This is a genomic window from Microbacterium sp. PAMC21962 (genome assembly GCF_019443465.1).
GTDB lineage: Bacteria > Actinomycetota > Actinomycetes > Actinomycetales > Microbacteriaceae > Microbacterium > Microbacterium hominis.
On sequence record NZ_CP080381.1, the window covers coordinates 572653 to 591393 of the forward strand.

The following is an 18741-nucleotide window of genomic DNA, read 5'->3' on the forward strand; positions in this document are numbered from 1 at the left end:
AGTGTATCGAGGACGACCAGCCGTCTCGGTCGTCCGGCATCGCGCGGATGCCGGGTCACGCCGAGGGGACGGTCGGCATCGGCGTCGTGCCGCTGCGCACCGGGGCGACCGGATTGGGGGCGAACCAGGTGCCGACGTCGGCGCCCGACAGCGCGGACGAGACGAGGTCGGCGCTCGTGACGAGCACGCCCACCCCGGCAGCGGCGGCCAGACGCGCGGCCGAGACCTTCGTCGCCGCACCGCCGGTGCCGACGCTGTTGACGACCACCGAGCCGAACTCGTACCGGCTGAGATCGTCGCCGAAGTCGACAGTGGAGATGGCCTCGGCCCCGGGCTCGGACGGCGGTCGCGTGTACAGCGACTCGATGTCGCTGAGCAGCACCAGCGCGTCGGCGCCGATCAGCTCGGCGACGAGTGCAGCGAGCCGGTCGTTGTCGCCGAAGCGGATCTCGTGGGTGGCGACCGTGTCGTTCTCGTTGACGATCGGGAGCACGCCCAGCCCGAGGAGCCGGTCGACGGCACGGCGCGCGTTGGCGCGGTGAGCCGGGTTCTCGAGGTCGCCGGCGGTCAGCAGCACCTGCCCCGCCAGCATCCCGTGCCGGTCGAGCGAGGTCTGATAACGCCACATCAGCACGTTCTGGCCGACCGCCGCGGCGGCCTGCTGGGTCGCGAGGTCGGACGGCCGCCCTTCGAGGTGCAGGAAGGGCAGCGCGGTCGCGATCGCGCCGGAGGAGACCAGCACGACCTGCGTGCCCCGCGCGCGCGCCGCGGCGAGGGCGTCGACGATGGACTCGATGCGGTAGTGGTTCTCGCCGCTGATCGACGACGAGCCGACCTTCACGACGACCCGCTGCGCTCCTGCGATCTGTGACCGGTCCTGCACGCTCACGCTTCCTCGTCGTCCTCCCACTGGTACGCGTCCGCCGCGCCGCCGAGGCGCTCGGCCTCGAGGTCGGCGCGCGCTTCCGCCTTGGCGTCCATGCGCTCGTGATACCGCTCGCGTCGCTGCGACGTGGTGCGTCGCGGGTTCAGGTCCAGACGCGGGTCGGTGCCGCGGGGCGCCGTCATGAGCTCGGCCGCCGACGAGAGCGACGGATGCCAGTCGAACACGATCCCGTCGCCGGGGCCGATGACGACGGTCGAGCCGGCGACCGCGCCGACGCGGTAGAGCTCGTCCTCGACACCGAGCTTCTCGAGGCGGTCCGCGAGGAAGCCGACGGCCTCCTCGTTCTGGAAGTCCGTCTGCTGCACCCAGCGCAGCGGCTTGTCGCCGAGGATGCGGTAGACGTTGCCGTAGGTGCCGCCTTCGACCCGGATCTCGAAGTCCTTGTCGGCGCCCTTCGGTCGGATGACGATCCGCTCCGCCACCGGGGTCTCAGCCAGGTGCGCGCGGTGCGCGGCGACGATGTCGCCGAGGGCGAAGGTGAGCTGACGCAGACCCTCGTGGCTCACGGTCGAGATCTCGAACACGCGGTAGCCGCGCTCCTCGAGCTCGGGGCGGACGAGGTCGGCGAGATCCTTCGCCTCGGGCACGTCGACCTTGTTCAGCGCGATGAGCTGCGGGCGCTCGAGCAGGGGCGTCTGCCCCTCGGGCACCGGATAGTTGCCGAGCTCCTCGAGGATGACGTCAAGGTCGCTCAGCGGGTCACGACCCGGCTCGAGGGTCGCGCAGTCGAGCACGTGCACCAGGGCGGTGCAGCGCTCCACGTGGCGCAGGAACTCCAGTCCGAGCCCCTTGCCCTCGCTGGCCCCTTCGATGAGGCCGGGCACGTCGGCGACGGTGTAGCGGGTCTCCCCCGCCTGGACGACGCCGAGGTTCGGATGCAGGGTCGTGAACGGGTAGTCCGCGATCTTCGGCCGTGCTGCGGACACCGCGGCGATGAGGCTCGACTTTCCCGCAGACGGGAAGCCGACCAGGGCCACGTCGGCCACCGTCTTCAGCTCGAGGAGGACGTCGCCCTCCCAGCCCGGTGTTCCGAGCAGCGCGAACCCCGGCGCCTTGCGCTTGGGGTTGGCGAGGGCGGCGTTGCCGAGACCGCCCTGGCCGCCCGGGGCGACGACGAAGCGGGTGCCGGGGACGATGAGATCCGTCAGGGTCTCGCCGTCGGCATCCTTCACCACGGTGCCGACGGGGACGGCGAGCTCGAGGCTCTCGCCCGCGGCGCCGGAGCGGTTGTCGCCCATGCCGAAGCCGCCGTTGCCCGCGGAGCGGTGCGGCGAGTGGTGGTACGAGAGCAGCGTGGTCACCTGCGGATCGGCGACGAGCACGATGTCGCCGCCGTGGCCGCCGTTGCCGCCGTCGGGACCGGCGAGCGGCTTGAACTTCTCGCGGCGGACGGACACGCAGCCGTTGCCGCCCTTGCCGGCTCGCAGATGGAGCGTCACTCGATCGACGAAGGTCACCATGTCGGTCTCCTGACGGGATGGGTCGAGGTGGGGATGGATCTCGGTGGTAAAGAAGGAGGGGCGAGCCGAAGCCCGCCCCTCACCTCATGTCTGTGGTCGACCGCGCGGTCACTCCGCTGCGGCGACGATGTTGACGACCTTGCGGCCGCCCTTGCTGCCGAACTCGACCGCACCCGCGGCCAGGGCGAACAGCGTGTCGTCTCCACCGCGGCCGACGTTGGCGCCCGGGTGGAAGTGCGTGCCGCGCTGGCGGACGAGGATCTCGCCGGCGAGGACCTGCTGGCCGCCGAAGCGCTTCACGCCCAGTCGCTGGGCGTTGGAGTCACGACCGTTACGGGTAGAGCTTGCGCCCTTCTTGTGTGCCATCTCGTCTGCCTCTTCCGCTTACTTGATGCCGGTGATCTTGACGCGCGTGAGGTCCTGACGGTGGCCCTGGCGCTTCTTGTAGCCGGTCTTGTTCTTGAACTTCTGGATGACGATCTTCGGACCGCGCTCCTCGCCGAGGACCTCGGCGGTGACGGTCACCTTCGCGAGCTTGTCGGCGTCGGTCGTCACGGCGTCGCCATCGACGAGCAGCACCGCGGGCAGCTCGAGCTTCTCGCCGACCTTGGCCTGCTGACGATCGAGGACGACGATCGTGCCGACCTCGACCTTCTCCTGACGGCCACCGGCGCGCACAACTGCGTAAACCACTTCACACCTGTTTTTCTTCTGCGGAACCTGCGGCTCCGGCTGTCTTCATGGGACAAGCACGTCCCGGGAAGGTCGTGCCCAAACATCCAGTGCGGAGGCGGAACTCGACGCACCAAGGGTCTACTTTACCGGATGCCGGGGACATCGGCAAAAGCAGAGCGAGGCGTGTCGCGCGTCGACCTAGACTGCGGGCATGGCGATCCTCATCGATGACCCCCGCTGGCCGGCCCATGGGCGGCTCTGGGCCCATCTGGTCAGCGACAGCGACCTCGAGGAGCTCCACGCCTTCGCCGCGGCCAACGGCATCCCCCGTCGCGGATTCGACCGCGATCACTATGACGTCCCGGAGGACGCGCTCGACCGTCTCGTGGCCGCCGGTGCGGAGCACGTCAGCGGCCACGAGCTGGTCAAGCGCCTCATCGCGTCGGGCTTGCGGATCACCGCCCGCGAGCGCCGCGAGAGCTGAGGCTCACTCGCCCGACGCGGCCTCCGTGGACTCCCCCGCCGGCGTCGCCGCCACCGGCGTGCCGGTGAGTGCAGCCGTGGTCACGCGGCGTCGGCCGCGTCCCTGTCCCGGCGCCTTCGGCTCGGGAAGGGCGCTGAGGACCGAGTCGAGGAGGATGTCCTTCTCGGTCTTCTTCTCGGCCGTCGCGCGCGTGGAGGGCTCGCGCTTCTTGCGCGGGCGCTTGGGGCGCTCGGCGGCGGCGTCGTTCTCCGGGTCGGGCAGCGTGATCACGGGCGTCGCGTCGGCCTGCGCCGCGGCATCCTCGGCCGTCGTGTGGATCGTGGAGGCGGCGATCTGCGCGAGCGCGGACTTCGCGCTCTCCGTGATGACGTGCGTGCCTCCGTTGGCGCTGGCGCCGTTGCCGCCGGCGGGCGCGCTCTGACGCGAGCGGCGACCGCCGTTGGAGGACGGAGCCTGCGAGCCGCGGTGCTTGACCACCGGGTCGTGGTGCACGATCACGCCACGGCCGGCGCAGACCTCGCAGGGCTCGCTGAAGGTCTCGAGCAGACCCAGCCCCAGCTTCTTGCGGGTCATCTGCACGAGGCCGAGCGAGGTGACCTCGGCGACCTGGTGCTTGGTCCGGTCGCGGCTGAGGCACTCCACGAGGCGGCGGAGCACGAGATCGCGGTTGGACTCGAGCACCATGTCGATGAAGTCCACGACGATGATGCCGCCGATGTCGCGCAGCCGGAGCTGTCGGACGATCTCCTCGGCCGCTTCGAGGTTGTTCTTGGTGACGGTCTCTTCGAGGTTGCCGCCGGAGCCGACGAACTTGCCGGTGTTGACGTCGACGACCGTCATCGCCTCGGTGCGGTCGATGACGAGCGAGCCGCCCGACGGCAGCCACACCTTGCGGTCGAGAGCCTTCTCGATCTGCTCGGTCACGCGGAACCGGTCGAAGGGATCCTGGTCGTCCTCGTACTTCTCGACGCGCTCCAGCAGGTCGGGTGCGACACCCGCGAGGTAGGCCGTGATGGTCTGGTAGGCGTCCTCGCCCTGGATGAGCATCTTCGAGAAGTCCTCGTTGAAGACGTCGCGGACGATCTTCACCAGCAGGTCCGGCTCGGAGTGCAGCAGGGCGGGGGCGCCGATCGTCTCGACCTGCGTGGAGATGTGCTCCCACTGCGCGGTGAGACGCTGGACGTCGCGGGTCAGCTGCTCCTCGGTGGCGCCCTCGGCCGCCGTCCGCACGATGACGCCGCTCGACTCCGGAAGGACCTCCTTCAGGATGCGCTTGAGGCGGGCCCGCTCCGTGTCGGGGAGCTTGCGGGAGATGCCGTTCATCGCGCCGCCCGGGACGTACACGAGGTAGCGGCCGGGAAGGGAGATCTGGCTCGTCAGACGGGCGCCCTTGTGGCCCACCGGGTCCTTCGTGACCTGCACGAGCACACGGTCGCCGCTCTTGAGGGCGAGCTCGATGCGTCGCGGCTGGTTGCCGGTCTCGACGGCGTCCCAGTCCACCTCGCCCGAGTACAGCACCGCGTTGCGGCCGCGGCCGATGTCGACGAAGGCCGCCTCCATGCTCGGGAGCACGTTCTGCACGCGCCCGAGGTAGACGTTGCCGATGAGCGACGACTCCTGGCTGCGGGCGACGTAGTGCTCGACGAGCACGTTGTCCTCCAGGACGGCGATCTGGATGCGACCGTTCTTGGAGCGGACGATCATGTCGCGGTCGACGGCTTCGCGCCGGGCGAGGAACTCCGCCTCCGTGACGACGGTGCGACGGCGGCCGGCCTCGCGGCCGTCGCGACGGCGCTGCTTCTTCGCCTCCAGGCGCGTCGAGCCCTTGATGCGCTGGGGCTCGGTGATGAGCTCGACGGCGCGGCGGCGCGGCTGGTTCTGCTCGCGGGGCGCGTCGTCGGCGTCGGATGCCGAGCCGCCTCCCCCGCGGCGACGGTTGCGCCGGCGTGCGCTGGAGCCGCTGTCGGGCCCCTGCTCCTCGCGCTCGTCGCGGCTCTCGGGCCGCGCACCCGGGCGCGGCGGGAGCGGCGCGATGGCGGGCGCGTAGAAGACGAGCTGGGTGGAGACCGCCGAGACGAAGTCGGCGGGCAGCAGCCCCAGGCTGACCGCGGTGAGGGGCTCGTCCTTGGCGGGCTCCTCGGCCGCGGCGGCATCGGTCTCCGCCGAGGGCGTGTCGGACGCGGGGGTCTCGGGCGCCTCGGCCTCTGCCGACGCCGCGTCGGCCTCCGCAGGAGCGGCCTCTGCGGGAGCCGCGTCCGCAGGAGCAGGCTCGGGTGCGGTGTCTGCAGCGGACGTCTCGGGTGCAGCGGACGTCTCGGGCTCCGCGGACGTCTCGACGGCCGGTTCGGTCGCCGCGGGGGCCACCTCGACCTCGGCCGGCTCGTGGGCGGTCGCAGCGGTGGATTCGGGGGCGTTCAGCGCCCCGTCCGCGGCGATGGTGGACTGATCGTTGTTGTCATCGGCCATCTCTGGCTTACTCCTCGCCGCCGGCTCCGCGTGCCGTCGGGTGAACTCTGGCGGCCTCACCCGGATGCCGGGGAACCGCGTACTCACTCGGTCTGCAGCCTCACCCGCTCGTCGGCGGGGCTCGTGCTGCCAAGGGCGTTCATCGCCCGAAGTCTTCGGTGATGCCGGTTGCGGCGCGGCCGCGATGCATCGGCCCCCATTATCGCATCTTCTCGTGAGGATTGAGCAGAGGCGCCGCCGAGCATCGCGCGTTCCGTCGGAGTGGACCCAGCGGACCTCATGCACATGGATGCGATAATCGCCGTCATGGCCTCACGCACGATCGACAGTCGCCCGAGAATCCTCGCGATCTGGCTGGTGATCGCCGGAGCGATCGGATGGATCGCCGCCTTCGCCCTGACGCTCGAGAAGTTCGACAAGGTCGCGGACTCGACCGTCGCGGCATCCTGCGACTTCAGCATCGTGGTGCAGTGCAGCGCGAACCTGAACTCGCCGCAGGGCAGCGCGTTCGGGTTCCCGAACCCGATCATCGGGCTGACGGGATGGATGGCGCCCATCGTCGTGGGGATGGCGATCCTCGCGGGCGCCCGCTTCGCCCGATGGTTCTGGTGGACCTTTTTCGCGGGGATCACCTTCGCGTTCGGATTCGTCATCTGGCTCATCAGCCAGAGCATCTACATCCTGGGCACGCTCTGCCCGTGGTGCATGGTCACATGGCTCGTGACGATCCCGACGTTCTACGCGGTCGCCGTCCATCTCCTGCGATCGGGCGTGGTCTCCGACAACGCCCGTGTCCGCGCCGTCGGCACGGCGCTGAGCGCGTGGGTGCCACTGATGGCGTTCGTCACCTATGCCGTCGTGCTGCTGTTGGCGCAGCTGCGCCTCGACGCGATCCCTCAGCTGATCGACGTCATCTTCTGATCGACGCCGAAAGCGGTGGCCGGCAGCGCCGGCCACCGGCTCAGAACCAGATCGCGAGCTCGCGTGCGGCGGACTCGGGGCTGTCGCTGCCGTGCACGAGGTTCTGCTGAACCTTCAGGCCCCAGTCGCGTCCGAAGTCGCCGCGGATGGTGCCGGGGGCGGCCGTCGTGGGATCGGTCGTGCCCGCCAGCGAACGGAAGCCCTCGATCACGCGGTTGCCGGCGAGGCGGATGGCGACCGATGGCCCGGACAGCATGAACTCGAGCAGGGGCTCGTAGAAGGGCTTGCCGGCGTGCTCCGCGTAGTGCTGCTCGAGCACGTCGCGGTCGGGCTCGACGAGTTTGATGTCGACGAGGGCGTAGCCCTTCGCCTCGATGCGGGCGAGGATCGCGCCGGTGAGACCGCGTGCGACGCCGTCCGGCTTGACGAGGACGAGGGTTTCTTCGGTGGGCATGTCATTCTCCGTTCGGGGCGTGCGGGGAGGAAGCGTGCGCGCGCGAGGCATTGCGGCGATCGAGCGCTCTGCCCTTGATCGTCGCATACGCGTACATCCCACCGAAAATGACGCCGACGATCACGAGGGCCGGCACGATGAACCCGCCCAGCACGATGAGCGCCTGCCAGAGCCAGCCGAGCGCGATACCCCACCGGAAGCGGACGACGCCGGTCGTCGCGATCATGAGCACCGCCAGCACGGAACCCGCGACGATCCCCCACCACGAGGCGATGCCGGCAGGAAGGGCGTTCAGGCCGTAGACGGCGAGGCCGCCGAGGAAGACGATGATCGACTCGAACCCGAGCACCACCTGCGCGAGCGACTCCTCGGCGCCCCGAGCGCGGCGCACGCGCCCGCTCACGCGCGCCATCCGCTCTTCCAGTCCTCATCCGCAGCGAGCTGCAGGGCCTCACCGGCGAGCACGACGCTGCCGGCGATGACCACGGCACGCCGCTCCGAACCCGATGCCCACTCGCGTGCCGCCTCGGCCGCGTCCGCCAGGGCGGGGTGGACCGTGACGGGGATGCCGACGGCCTCGACCAGATCGGCCAGCGCCTCCGGGTCGGCGGCGCGCTCGGAATCCGGCGCGGTGACGAAGACATGCGCGGCCGCGGGGGCGAGCGTCGACACGATTCCGGCCGTGTCCTTGTCGCCGAACGCGCCGAACACGATCCCCCACTCGTCGAAGTCGAACGAGTCGCCCAGCGCCGCGACCAGCGCGCGGGCGCCGTGCGGGTTGTGCGCGCTGTCGACGAGCACCGTGGGAGCGACCCCGATCAGCTGCAGGCGACCGGGAGAGGTCACCTGCGCGAGTCCGTCGGTGAGCACGTCGGGGGCGATCGGCTGTACGCCGGCGCCGATGAGCGATTCGACCGCGGCGATCGCCAGCGCGGCGTTGTGTCCCTGGTGGGCGCCGTACAGCGGCAGGTAGAGGTCGTCGTAGGCGGCGGCGAGGCCGCGGACGGCGAGCTGCTGGCCGCCGACCGCCAGGCGCTGACTCGTCAACCCGAACGCCGAGCCCTCCACCGCGAGCGAGGCGTCGCGCGCGGCGGCGGCGTCGGTGAGGACGGCCAGTGCCGACGCATCCTGCTGCGCGGACACCACGGCGGCGCCGGGCTTGATGATGCCCGCCTTGACCGTCGCGATCTCGGCGATGGTGTGTCCGAGCTTGTCGGCGTGATCGAGGTCGATCGGGGCGATCACCGCGACGTCGCCGTCCGCCGTGTTGGTGGAGTCCCACGTGCCGCCCATGCCGACTTCGACGACCGCGACGTCGACCGGGGCGTCGGCGAACGCGACGAAGGCCAGCACCGTGAGCAGCTCGAAGAAGGTGAGGGCGGCGTCGCCGGATGCCGCGAGCTCCGCATCCACGAGATCGACGATGGGAGCGATCTCGTCCCACGCGTCGGCGATCAGCCCGTCGTCGATGGGCTCGCCGTCGATCATGATGCGCTCCGTGAAGCGCTCCAGGTGCGGGCTCGTGAACAGGCCGGTCCGCAGGCCGTGCGCGCGGACGATGGACTCGATGATCCGGCTCGTGGAGGTCTTGCCGTTGGTGCCCGTCACGTGGACGACGCGGTAGGTGCGCTGCGGGTCGTCGAGCAGCTCGAGGACCCGACGCGTGCGTTCGACGCGCGGCTGCACCCACTGCTCGCCCTGTCGGGTGAGCAGGGCGCGGTAGACGGCGTCGGCGCGGTTGCGATCGCTCACGAGTCTGCTCCGATCCGGGTGACGGCCACCGTGAAGGCGCCGGTGTTGGCATAGGTGCCCGCGGCGATCAGCGCGGTGTGGTCGGCGTCGATCGTTTCGGCCGCGGCCAGCACCGAGCCCTCGCCGAGCAGCGCCGTGCCGTCGGGATCGACCACGGCGTAGTCGAGGGCGAGCGTCTCCCCCGCCACATCCGCCGCGCCGAACGCCGACGCCACCGCGTCGGCATCCTCGCGTGCCTCGAACAGCAGCTGCAGGCGGATGCGGTCGCTCACGTCGAAGCCGGCCGCCTTGCGGGTGTCCTGCACGGCGCGGATCGTGTCGCGGGCGAGCCCTTCGGCCTCCAGCTCGGGCGTGGTCGTCGTATCCAGCAGCACGAACCCGCCCTGGCGGTCGGCAGCGCCCGGAAGCACGGCGAGCGCCTCCCCCTCGGGACGCCCCGCCGTCTCGAGCACCAGGTCGTACTCGCCCGGCTCGAGGGCGATGCCGCCGACCGTCACGACGCCGTCGTGCTCGCTCCACTCGCCGGCGCGCGCGGCGCCGATGACCTGCTGCACCTGCTTGCCGAGGCGGGGGCCGGCGGCACGCGCGTTCACCGAGAGGCGGTGCGTGATGCCGAACTCCGCGGCGGTGCCGGCCTCCAGCTCCACCAGTTCCACGGCCTTGACGTTCAGCTCCTCGCGGACGATGTCCTCGAACTGCGCCAGGGCGCGCGCGTCGGGCACGACGACCGTGAGACGCGGGAGCGGCAGGCGCACGCGCTTGCCCTCCTTCTTCCGGAGCGCGTTCGCGACGCTGGACACCTCGCGCACGGCGTCCATCGCCGTGCGGATGTCGGCGGCGGCGGGGAAGGCGTCGGGGTCGGGCCAGTCCTCCAGGTGCACGCTGCGGCCCCCGGTGAGCCCCTGCCAGACGCGCTCGGAGACGAGCGGGATCAGCGGTGCGGCGACGCGCGTGAGCGTCTCGAGCACCGTGTACAGGGTGTCGAAGGCCTCGGTCGACGTCTCGTCGTCGGTCACCCCGACCCAGAACCGGTCGCGCGAGCGACGCACGTACCAGTTGGTGAGCGCCTCCGCGAAGTCGCGGAGCTTCGCCGCGGCCGTCGTCGAGTCGAGCTGTTCGAGGTCGGCGGCGACACCGCGCACGAGGTCGCCGGTGAGGGCGAGGATGTAGCGGTCCAGCACGTTCGTCGAGTCGGTGCGCCAGCGCGCCTCGTATCCGTCGGCGGTCGCGGCGTTCGCATAGGTCGCGAAGAAGTACCACGTGTTCCACAGCGGCAGCAGGAACTCGCGGACGCCCGCGCGGATGCCCTCCTCCGTGACGATCAGGTTGCCGCCGCGCAGCACCGACGAGGCCATGAGGAACCAGCGCATCGCGTCGGAGCCGTCGCGATCGAACACCTCGCTGACGTCGGGGTAGTTGCGCAGCGACTTGCTCATCTTCTGGCCGTCGCTGCCGAGCACGATGCCGTGGCAGGCGACGCCCGTGAAGGCGGGCCGGTCGAACAGCGCGCCGGAGAGCACGTGCATGACGTAGAACCAGCCGCGCGTCTGACCGATGTACTCCACGATGAAGTCGGCCGGCGCGTGCTCGTCGAACCACTCGCGGTTCTCGAACGGATAGTGCACCTGCGCGTAGGGCATCGAGCCCGAGTCGAACCACACGTCGAACACGTCCTCGATGCGGCGCATCGTGCTCTGTCCGGTCGGGTCGTCGGGGTTGGGCCGGGTCAGCTCGTCGATGTACGGACGGTGCAGGTCGACGTCGCCCTGCGCATTGCGCGGAAGGCGTCCGAAGTCCTGCTCCAGCTCGGCCAGAGACCCGTAGACGTCGACCCGCGGGTACTCCGGGTCATCGCTGCGCCAGACCGGGATCGGCGAGCCCCAGAAGCGGTTGCGGCTGATGGACCAGTCGCGCGCCCCCTCGAGCCACTTGCCGAATTGGCCGTGCTTGACGTTCTCCGGTGCCCAGGTGATCTGCTCGTTGAGCTCGATGAGCCGGTCCTTGATCGCGGTCACGCGCACGAACCAGCTGGAGACGGCCTTGTAGATCAGAGGGTTCCGGCACCGCCAGCAGTGCGGGTAGGAGTGCTCGTAGGAGGCCTCGCGCAGCAGTCGTCCCTCCGCGCGCAGCAGCCGGATCAGCGGACGGTTCGCGTCCATCCAGAGCTCGCCGGCCACGTCCGCGACCTGGGGCAGGAAGCGTCCGCCGTCGTCCAGGCTCATGATGAGCGGGATGCCGGCGGCCTCGGTGATCCGCTGGTCGTCCTCGCCGTAGGCGGGCGCCTGGTGCACGATGCCCGTGCCGTCGGTGGTGCTCACGTAGTCGTCGACGAGGATGCGCCAGGCCGTGCCGGTCCCCCACACCTCGGCATCCGCGTAGTAGTCGAACAGGCGGTCGTAGTGCACGTCCGCGAGCTCCGCACCCCGGATCGTCCGCTCCACCGCTTCGGCCGCATCGGCGGCGTTCTCGTAGCCGAGGTCCTTCGCGTAGCCGCCGAGGAGGTCGGAGGCGAGCAGGTAGCGGTGCGCCGTGGCGCCTTCGTCGTCGCCGGATGCCGGGACGTCGGCGGCGCCCTGCGGCCCGCCGGGGACCACGACGTACTCGATCTCGGGCCCGACGGCCAGAGCGAGGTTGGTCGGGAGGGTCCAGGGGGTGGTCGTCCACGCGAGGGCGCGGACGCCGGTGAGTCCGAGGCTCTCCGCCTTCACCCCGACGAGCGGGAAGGTGACGGTGACCGACGGGTCCTGACGCATCTTGTAGACGTCGTCGTCCATCCGCAGCTCGTGGTTGGACAGCGGCGTCTCGTCGCGCCAGCAGTAGGGCAGCACACGGTGGCCCTCGTAGGCGAGCCCCTTGTCCCACAGACCCTTGAAGGCCCACAGCACCGACTCCATGTAGCCCGTGTCGAGCGTCTTGTAGCCGCGCTCGAAGTCGACCCAGCGCGCCTGGCGGGTGACGTAGTCCTCCCACTGCTGCGTGTACTCGAGCACCGACTCGCGCGCCTTCGCGTTGAAGGCGGCGATCCCCATCTGCTCGATCTCGCTCTTCTCGGTGATGCCGAGCTGCTTCATGGCCTCGAGCTCGGCGGGAAGGCCGTGCGTGTCCCACCCGAAGACGCGGTCGACCTTCTTGCCGCGCATCGTCTGGAAGCGCGGGAAGAGGTCCTTGGCGTACCCGGTGAGCAGGTGCCCGTAGTGCGGAAGGCCGTTGGCGAAGGGCGGGCCGTCGTAGAAGACCCACTCCTCGGCGCCTTCACGGCGGGCGATCGACGCGCGGAACGTGTCGTCGCGCGACCAGAAGTCGAGGATGTCGCGCTCGATCTCGGGGAATCGCGGGTTCGGCGACACCTCGGCGGCGGGCCCGAAGGCGCTGGCGCCGTCGGCGGTGGGGGCGCTCGTCGAAGGGCGGGGGTAGGTCATGTCACTCCAGCAGGGGCTCGTGCATCGTGTGAATCGTGCAGTCTTCCTGCGAGGACGATCATGCGACCGCGGTACCACCCCGCTTGCCGGCGCGCGAGGCGGCGGCCACTCGTACTGCGGCTGTGACGGGCCTGCCCCGCGCGGTTCTAGCGGCCCCGTGAGGGACTTTCTTCCGCGAGCTCCCCGGTGATGGCCGGATCGTTGCTGATCAGCCCATCATACCGTCCGCGTAGGCTCGAGGCATGGCCGCGCGCTCCCGCACCCCTCTCGCTCCTCGCACGGGAGTCCCCGACCTGCCGGCGGTGCTCGAGGAGGTCTCCGCTGTCCACGCCCGCGACGACCTGCTCGGCGTCGCGCTGGTCGGCCTCGGCGGCGACGTGGATGCCGCGCACGCCCGCATCGGCGAGTCGCGTCTGGCCGGGGCGACGGTGGGTCATCTCGATCTCACCGGCACGACGCTCGTCGATGTGGCCGTCGACGACCTGCGGGCCGTCGAAGTCATCGTCCGCGACGGCACCTGGCGCAACGTCGAGATCTCCGGCGGCCGCATCGCGACGCTCGACGGACTCCGTGCGCGCTGGGACAGCGTGGTGCTGCGCGGTGTGCACGTCGATTACCTGTCGCTTCCCTCGGCGGAGGTGACGGACGTGCTCTTCGTCGACTGCCGGTTCGGGACGATCGACCTCCCCGAGGGCCGGCTGACGCGCGTCGCGTTCCAGGGATGCCGGGCCGACGAGGTCGACACCCGCGGTCTCCGCGCGGCGGATCTCGACCTGCGCGGCCTCGAGGCGTTGTCGTTCACCGATGCGCGCTCCCTGACGGGTGCCTGGCTCGAACCCCGACAGGCGGAACTGCACGCGGCGACGTTCGCCCAGGCCCTCGGCATCCGGATCGCGACGTGATCCTCGCGACCTCGCGCCTGGAGCTCCGCGAGATGACGGTCGACGATCTGCCGGCCCTTCGCCGGATTCTCCAGGATCCGCAGGCCATGCGCGCGTATGAGGGCGCGTTCTCCGAGGAGGAGACGAGGCAGTGGCTCGATCGCCAGGTGCAGCGCTACCACGACGACGGTCACGGCCTGTGGGCCGTCGTCCACCGCGATTCCGGCGAGATGATCGGCCAGTGCGGCGTCACGCGTCAGCGCATCGACCTGGACGAGGTCGTGGAGGTCGGTTACCTCTTCGAACGGGCGCACTGGCACCGCGGGTACGCCGTCGAGGCGGCGTCGGCATGCCGCGACTGGGCCTTCGCCACCCTGCCGATCGACGAGCTGTACGCGAAGGTGCGGGCGACGAACGTGGCCTCCATGAACGTCGCGATCCGGCTGGGCATGACGGTCCGGCGCACCTTCACGACGCACTACCGCGGCGTCGACATGCCGCATCTCGCCTTCGCCGTCGATCGCGCGAGCTGGAGGCGCGGCGCGGTCGCCCCGTCACCCGCCGACCGATCGCGAGGAGATGTCGAGAGCTGAGGACGGGATGCCGGTGGGTGCTCCTCGGCATCCGCCATCCCCTCGGCATCCGGCGGCTCCTCGGCATCCGACGGCTCCTCCGCATCCGGCGAGGGACCGGCGTCCGGGTGGTGCGGTCAGCGGGCGATGTGCAGCCCTTGCGCGACCGCCCTCATGACCAGCGCCTGCACCTCGTGCCAGCGGTGGACGACCTGGCCGTAGCCGACACGGATGACGTGATAGCCGAGCAGCATGAGCTCGGCGTCGTGGGCGATGTCGCTCGTGCGCTGCGCGCCGACGTGCGTTCCGCCGTCGATCTGGAACACCAGCCGTGCGCCGATGAGGAAATCCACGCGGTGGCCGGCGATCCACACCTGCGGAACGATCGGCACGCCCAGCCAGCTCAGGCGAGCGATGAAGAGGGTCTCGAGTCCCGATCCCGAGTACGGGCTCGCCCGATCGAGCAGTTCCCGGGCGGCGCCGCGAAAGGGCAGGCGGCGGAGCTCGTCGAGCGTCACGAGCTTGCGGTCGAGTGCCGACTCCCACACGATCAGCGCCTCCTCGAACGGTTGGCACTGCGCGACGAGAGCCAGGACGTTCTCGATCTCGTCGACGAGGGCGTCGGGATGTCGGGGCACGATCGGCTGCGCCCAGTGCACGTGCGCGCGGGGCGCGCGGACCGCGCCCGATCGCGGCGACGCCGCCACGTGCGGCTGGGCGGTGCGTTCGAGCAGCCACAGGCCGAGTCGTTCCGCCTGGGTCACGCACGAGATCACCACCCCGGCGCGGGCCGCCGCCGTGAGATGTGGGTCCGCGTCGGGGAGCGCGACCCAGCCCTTGCGCGGACGCGACAGTCGTCGGGTCTCGACGGCCGCGCGCAGCTGCCGTTCGCTCCAGCCGCGTTCGCGCAGCCGCCGCACGCGCACGATCCCGCCCGCACCGCGCACGTCGTCTTCGATCCCCATGCGACCACCGTGCCGCGGTGCGGCGCCTCAGGTGGCGCCGTCGACGCCTCCGTGGACGATCGGTGCGGTCGGCGGGGCTGTGGAGGGGCCGGCGGCGCGGCCGGACACCGCCCGATCCCGAGGAGATGTCGAGAGCTGAGGACGGGATGCCGGTGCCAGCTCCTCGGCATCCGCCAGCTCCTCGGCATCCGCACTCGGCCGGTAGACTGGGCGGACATCCACACTCAGGCACGCTCACACAGTGCCGCACATATCGCTCGAGGAGACCTCCATGTCGAACGCGCAGATTCCCGACAAGCCCGCCCTGGAAGGCCTCGAGCAGAAGTGGGATGCCGGGTGGAGCGCGGCCGGCACCTACCTGTTCGACCGCGACGCCGCCAAGGCCAAGGGCCGTGCCGGAGTCTTCTCGATCGACACGCCGCCGCCGACCGCATCCGGATCGCTGCACATCGGCCACGTGTTCAGCTACACGCACACCGACGTGAAGGTGCGCTTCGAGCGCATGCGCGGCAAGACCGTCTTCTACCCGATGGGCTGGGACGACAACGGTCTGCCGACCGAGCGCCGCGTGCAGAACTTCTACGGCGTCCGCTGCGACACGTCGCTGCCCTACGACCCCGACTTCACTCCCCCGTTCCGCGGCGACGCGAAGAGCCTCAAGCCCGCCGACCAGGTGCCCATCAGTCGCCGCAACTTCATCGAGCTCTGCGAAGAGCTGACCCTGGAGGACGAGAAGGCGTTCGAGGACGTCTTCCGCCAGCTCGGACTGTCGGTGGACTGGACGCAGACCTATCGCACGATCTCCGACGACACGATCCGCACGAGCCAGCTCGCGTTCCTGCGCAACCTCGAGCGCGGAGAGGCCTATCAGGCGCTCGCGCCGACGCTGTGGGACATCGACTTCCGCTCGGCGATCGCGCAGGCCGAGCTGGAGGACCGCGAGCAGCAGGCCTCCTACCACCGCCTCGCCTTCCACAAGGGCGACGGCTCGGGCGACATCCACATCGAGACCACCCGCCCCGAACTCCTCGCCGCGTGCGTCGCGCTCGTCGCGAACCCCGCGGACGAGCGCTACCAGCCGTACTTCGGCACGACGGTGCGCACGCCCGTCTTCGACGTCGAGGTCCCGGTGCTCGCCCACCCCCTCGCGCAGCAGGACAAGGGCTCGGGCATCGCGATGGTCTGTACCTTCGGCGACGTCACCGACATCATCTGGTGGCGCGAACTCGACCTGCCCAACCGCACGATCCTCGGCCAGGACGGCCGCATCCTCGCCGAGGCCCCCGACGCACTCGTGACGGATGCCGCCAAGAGCGCGTACGCCGAGATCGCCGGCCTCACGGTCTTCAGCGCGAAGAAGAAGATGGTCGAGCTCCTCGAGGCGTCGGGCGAGCTGCTCGGGGTCTCGACCCCGTTCAGCCACCCGGTGAAGTTCTACGAGAAGGGCGACCGCGCCCTCGAGATCGTCTCGACGCGCCAGTGGTACCTGCGAAACGGTGCCCGCGACGAGGCGTTCCGCGACAAGCTCATCGCGCTCGGCCAGGGCATGAACTGGCATCCCGACTTCATGCGCGTGCGCTACGAGAACTGGACCAACGGCCTCACCGGAGACTGGCTCATCAGCCGTCAGCGGTTCTTCGGCGTGCCGATCCCGGTCTGGTACCCGCTGGACGAGAACGGCGACCGCGTCGAGGGTGGCGTGATCACCGCCGCGGCAGCGAGCCTGCCGGTGGATCCGACGACCGACGTGCCGCCCGGGTTCACGGAGGCTCAGCGCGGCGTCCCCGGCGGCTTCGAGGGCGAGAAGGACATCTTCGACACGTGGGCCACGTCGTCGCTCACGCCGCAGCTCGCGGGCGGGTGGCAGCGCGACGACGAGCTGTGGAACCTCGTCGCGCCGTTCGACCTGCGCCCGCAGGGCCAGGACATCATCCGCACGTGGCTGTTCTCCACGATGGTGCGCTCCGCCCTCGAGGACGACAGGGCTCCGTGGACGGATGCCGCCATCAGCGGCTTCATCGTCGATCCCGACCGCAAGAAGATGTCGAAGTCGAAGGGCAACGTCGTCACGCCGGCCGACATCCTCGATCAGCACGGCACCGATGCGGTGCGCTACTGGGCGGCCTCGAGCCGGCTGGGCGCCGACGCCGCCTTCGACCCCCAGAACCCGACGCAGGTCAAGATCGGCCGTCGGCTCGCGATCAAGGTCCTGAACGCGGCGAAGTTCGTGCTGTCGTTCCCCGTGCCCGCGGGCGCCGAGGTGACGCACGCCCTGGATGCCGCGATGCTCGCGACCCTCGACCAGGTCGTGCGCGACGCGACGAAGGCGTTCGAGGCCTACGACCACGCCCGCGCGCTGGAGATCACCGAGGCCTTCTTCTGGACCTTCTGCGACGACTACCTCGAGCTCGTGAAGGAGCGCGCCTACAACCAGACCGATGTGGGCCAGGCCTCGGCCGCGCTCGCACTGCGGCTGGCCCTCTCGACGCTGCTGCGCCTGCTCGCGCCGGTGCTCGCGTTCGCCGCGGAGGAGGCGTGGTCGTGGTTCGAGGACGGTTCGGTGCACACCGCGCCCTGGCCCGAGCCGGCGGGCATCGACGGCGACCCCGCGATCCTCGTCGCCGCGAGCGCCGCGCTCATCGGCATCCGCCGTGCGAAGACGGAGGCCAAGGCATCGCAGAAGACGCCGGTCGCGCGCCTCGTCCTGCGCGGGGATGACGCGACGATCGCCGCGCTGCACCTCGCCGAGGGCGATCTCAAGGCCGTCGGTCGGATCTCCGACCTGCAGCTGGTCGGCGGCGGCGAGGCCCTCGTCGTGGATGCCGTCGAGCTCGCGCCGGAGGCCTGAGATGCAGCTCGGAACCCGATGGACGAGCGGCGACGAGCCGCCCGCGGCCGTTCCGGCGGTGCTGCGGGGGCAGATCCACGCCGTCGATCGTGCGCTCCCCCGCGACGAGCTGGGACAGCCGCGTCCGCGGTGGACCCTCACGTTCCTCGAAGGCCGCCCGATCGCGGAACTCGACACCGGTGTGATCGTGGAGGCCACGGCATCCGGCGAGGTGGTCGTGCGGCACGACGACGAGGACGACTTCGCCTGAGTGCGGGAACGGCCGTCAGTCGGTGTCTCCGGCTGCGGCCTCGACGCGGTAGACGAGGCGGGCGAACGGACCGACCGCGTCGGCACGGCGCAGGGTCAGGCGGTCGGACTCGATGCGTCGCGGCAGCACCGGCGCGCCGCCGCCGAGCGTCACGGGTGCGATCGACACGGCGATCTCGTCGAGGGCGCCGGCGTCGAAGAACTGGCCGGCCAGGTCGCCGCCGCCGACGACCCAGATGTCGCGATCGCCTGCGGCCGCACGGATCTGCGGCAGCGCCTCGGCGACCGAGCCGGACACCAGGGTGACGTCCGCACCGACGGGGACCGGGAGTGCACGCGTGGTGAAGACGAAGGTCGGCTTGTCCGCGTAGAGCTGTTGCCAGCGTTCGGGGTGCGAGAGCAGGTCTTCGGCGGCGAGCACCCACTCGTAGGTGGTCGATCCCTCCACGAGAACCCCCGCATCCGACGGCAGCAGCTCGGGGTCGGGATCCGCGTCACCCGCCGCGGCGAACAGCCACGCGAGCGCGTTGTCGGCGTCGGCGATGAACCCGTCGAGCGAGGCGGCGGTGTCGTAGATGATTCGTGCCATGCCGACGACGCTAGCCGCGGTCACCGACACCGACGCCGACGCCCCTCCGACGCGGGGGCC

At 70.7% G+C, this 18741-nt stretch carries 18 protein-coding genes; 6 read left to right on the forward strand and 12 right to left on the reverse strand.

Annotation, left to right across the window (positions count from 1 at the left end):
* Window positions 1–55: 55 nt before the first annotated feature.
* From proB to rplU, 4 genes are all read right to left on the reverse strand, one after another.
* Window positions 56–889 carry a glutamate 5-kinase gene (proB, locus tag KY498_RS02775; protein ID WP_060958558.1) on the reverse strand — a complete coding sequence of 278 codons (834 nt, stop codon included), beginning with the start codon at window positions 887–889 and terminating at the stop codon, window positions 56–58.
* On the reverse strand, window positions 886–2406 hold the full coding sequence (gene obgE / locus KY498_RS02780; RefSeq protein WP_101306287.1) for a GTPase ObgE: 1521 nt from the start codon (window positions 2404–2406) through the stop codon (window positions 886–888). The genes proB and obgE overlap by 4 nt, the downstream gene beginning before the upstream one ends.
* Window positions 2407–2514: 108 nt before the next feature.
* Window positions 2515–2772 (reverse strand): 50S ribosomal protein L27, encoded by a 258-nt coding sequence (gene rpmA, locus KY498_RS02785; protein ID WP_060958556.1) that lies wholly within the window; start codon window positions 2770–2772, stop codon window positions 2515–2517.
* An 18-nt stretch (window positions 2773–2790) separates the two neighbouring features.
* Window positions 2791–3099 (reverse strand): 50S ribosomal protein L21, encoded by a 309-nt coding sequence (gene rplU, locus KY498_RS02790; RefSeq protein WP_060958555.1) that lies wholly within the window; start codon window positions 3097–3099, stop codon window positions 2791–2793.
* Window positions 3100–3292: 193 nt separating this feature from the next.
* Between rplU and KY498_RS02795 the strand changes: the two genes are divergently transcribed.
* Window positions 3293–3565 (forward strand): DUF4031 domain-containing protein, encoded by a 273-nt coding sequence (locus tag KY498_RS02795; protein ID WP_060958554.1) that lies wholly within the window; start codon window positions 3293–3295, stop codon window positions 3563–3565.
* A gap of 3 nt (window positions 3566–3568) precedes the next feature.
* Here the strand turns inward: KY498_RS02795 and KY498_RS02800 are convergent, their stop codons facing one another.
* A complete protein-coding gene (locus tag KY498_RS02800) occupies window positions 3569–6031 on the reverse strand; it encodes an Rne/Rng family ribonuclease (RefSeq protein WP_191008548.1) in 2463 nt (820 codons plus the stop codon).
* 306 nt (window positions 6032–6337) lie between these two features.
* Here KY498_RS02800 and KY498_RS02805 point away from each other — a divergent pair, with 306 nt between their 5' ends.
* On the forward strand, window positions 6338–6952 hold the full coding sequence (locus KY498_RS02805; protein ID WP_060958552.1) for a vitamin K epoxide reductase family protein: 615 nt from the start codon (window positions 6338–6340) through the stop codon (window positions 6950–6952).
* Window positions 6953–6992: 40 nt separating this feature from the next.
* On the opposite strand, the gene ndk is transcribed toward KY498_RS02805, so the two are convergent.
* Genes ndk through ileS form a run of 4 tightly spaced genes read right to left on the reverse strand, consistent with a single transcriptional unit; the run spans window position 6993 to window position 12577 of the window.
* Window positions 6993–7406, reverse strand: coding sequence for a nucleoside-diphosphate kinase (gene ndk / locus KY498_RS02810; RefSeq protein ID WP_005053482.1), 414 nt, complete (start codon window positions 7404–7406; stop codon window positions 6993–6995).
* Between the two features lies 1 nt (window position 7407).
* Complete coding sequence (locus KY498_RS02815; RefSeq protein ID WP_060958551.1) at window positions 7408–7818, reverse strand: DUF4233 domain-containing protein; 411 nt, start codon at window positions 7816–7818, stop codon at window positions 7408–7410.
* Window positions 7806–9158, reverse strand: a complete 1353-nt coding sequence (locus KY498_RS02820) for a folylpolyglutamate synthase/dihydrofolate synthase family protein (protein WP_191008547.1) — start codon at window positions 9156–9158, stop codon at window positions 7806–7808. The genes KY498_RS02815 and KY498_RS02820 overlap by 13 nt, the downstream gene beginning before the upstream one ends.
* Window positions 9155–12577 (reverse strand): isoleucine--tRNA ligase, encoded by a 3423-nt coding sequence (gene ileS / locus KY498_RS02825; protein ID WP_191008546.1) that lies wholly within the window; start codon window positions 12575–12577, stop codon window positions 9155–9157. The genes KY498_RS02820 and ileS overlap by 4 nt, the downstream gene beginning before the upstream one ends.
* Before the next feature lie 242 nt (window positions 12578–12819).
* On the opposite strand from ileS, the gene KY498_RS16460 reads away from it, so the two are divergent.
* Together KY498_RS16460 and KY498_RS02830 are read left to right on the forward strand one after the other, a co-directional pair.
* Entirely contained in the window at window positions 12820–13479 is a 660-nt protein-coding gene (locus tag KY498_RS16460) for a hypothetical protein (RefSeq protein WP_223848924.1), read from the forward strand.
* Window positions 13476–14051, forward strand: a complete 576-nt coding sequence (locus tag KY498_RS02830) for a GNAT family N-acetyltransferase (protein ID WP_223848923.1) — start codon at window positions 13476–13478, stop codon at window positions 14049–14051. The genes KY498_RS16460 and KY498_RS02830 overlap by 4 nt, the downstream gene beginning before the upstream one ends.
* A gap of 116 nt (window positions 14052–14167) precedes the next feature.
* Here KY498_RS02830 and KY498_RS02835 read toward each other — a convergent pair whose 3' ends face one another.
* Window positions 14168–14995 (reverse strand): endonuclease domain-containing protein, encoded by an 828-nt coding sequence (locus KY498_RS02835; protein ID WP_191008544.1) that lies wholly within the window; start codon window positions 14993–14995, stop codon window positions 14168–14170.
* Between the two features lie 27 nt (window positions 14996–15022).
* Window positions 15023–15217, reverse strand: coding sequence for a hypothetical protein (locus KY498_RS02840; protein WP_191008543.1), 195 nt, complete (start codon window positions 15215–15217; stop codon window positions 15023–15025).
* 49 nt (window positions 15218–15266) lie between these two features.
* Here KY498_RS02840 and valS point away from each other — a divergent pair, with 49 nt between their 5' ends.
* Both valS and KY498_RS02850 read left to right on the forward strand, forming a co-directional pair.
* Complete coding sequence (gene valS, locus KY498_RS02845) at window positions 15267–17843, forward strand: valine--tRNA ligase (RefSeq protein WP_191008542.1); 2577 nt, start codon at window positions 15267–15269, stop codon at window positions 17841–17843.
* A 1-nt stretch (window position 17844) separates the two neighbouring features.
* On the forward strand, window positions 17845–18093 hold the full coding sequence (locus tag KY498_RS02850; protein ID WP_060958545.1) for a hypothetical protein: 249 nt from the start codon (window positions 17845–17847) through the stop codon (window positions 18091–18093).
* 15 nt (window positions 18094–18108) lie between these two features.
* Here KY498_RS02850 and KY498_RS02855 read toward each other — a convergent pair whose 3' ends face one another.
* The gene (locus KY498_RS02855; RefSeq protein ID WP_191008541.1) at window positions 18109–18681 is read right to left on the reverse strand and encodes a dihydrofolate reductase family protein; all 573 of its coding nucleotides are present in this window, start codon (window positions 18679–18681) and stop codon (window positions 18109–18111) included.
* Window positions 18682–18741: the final 60 nt, after the last annotated feature.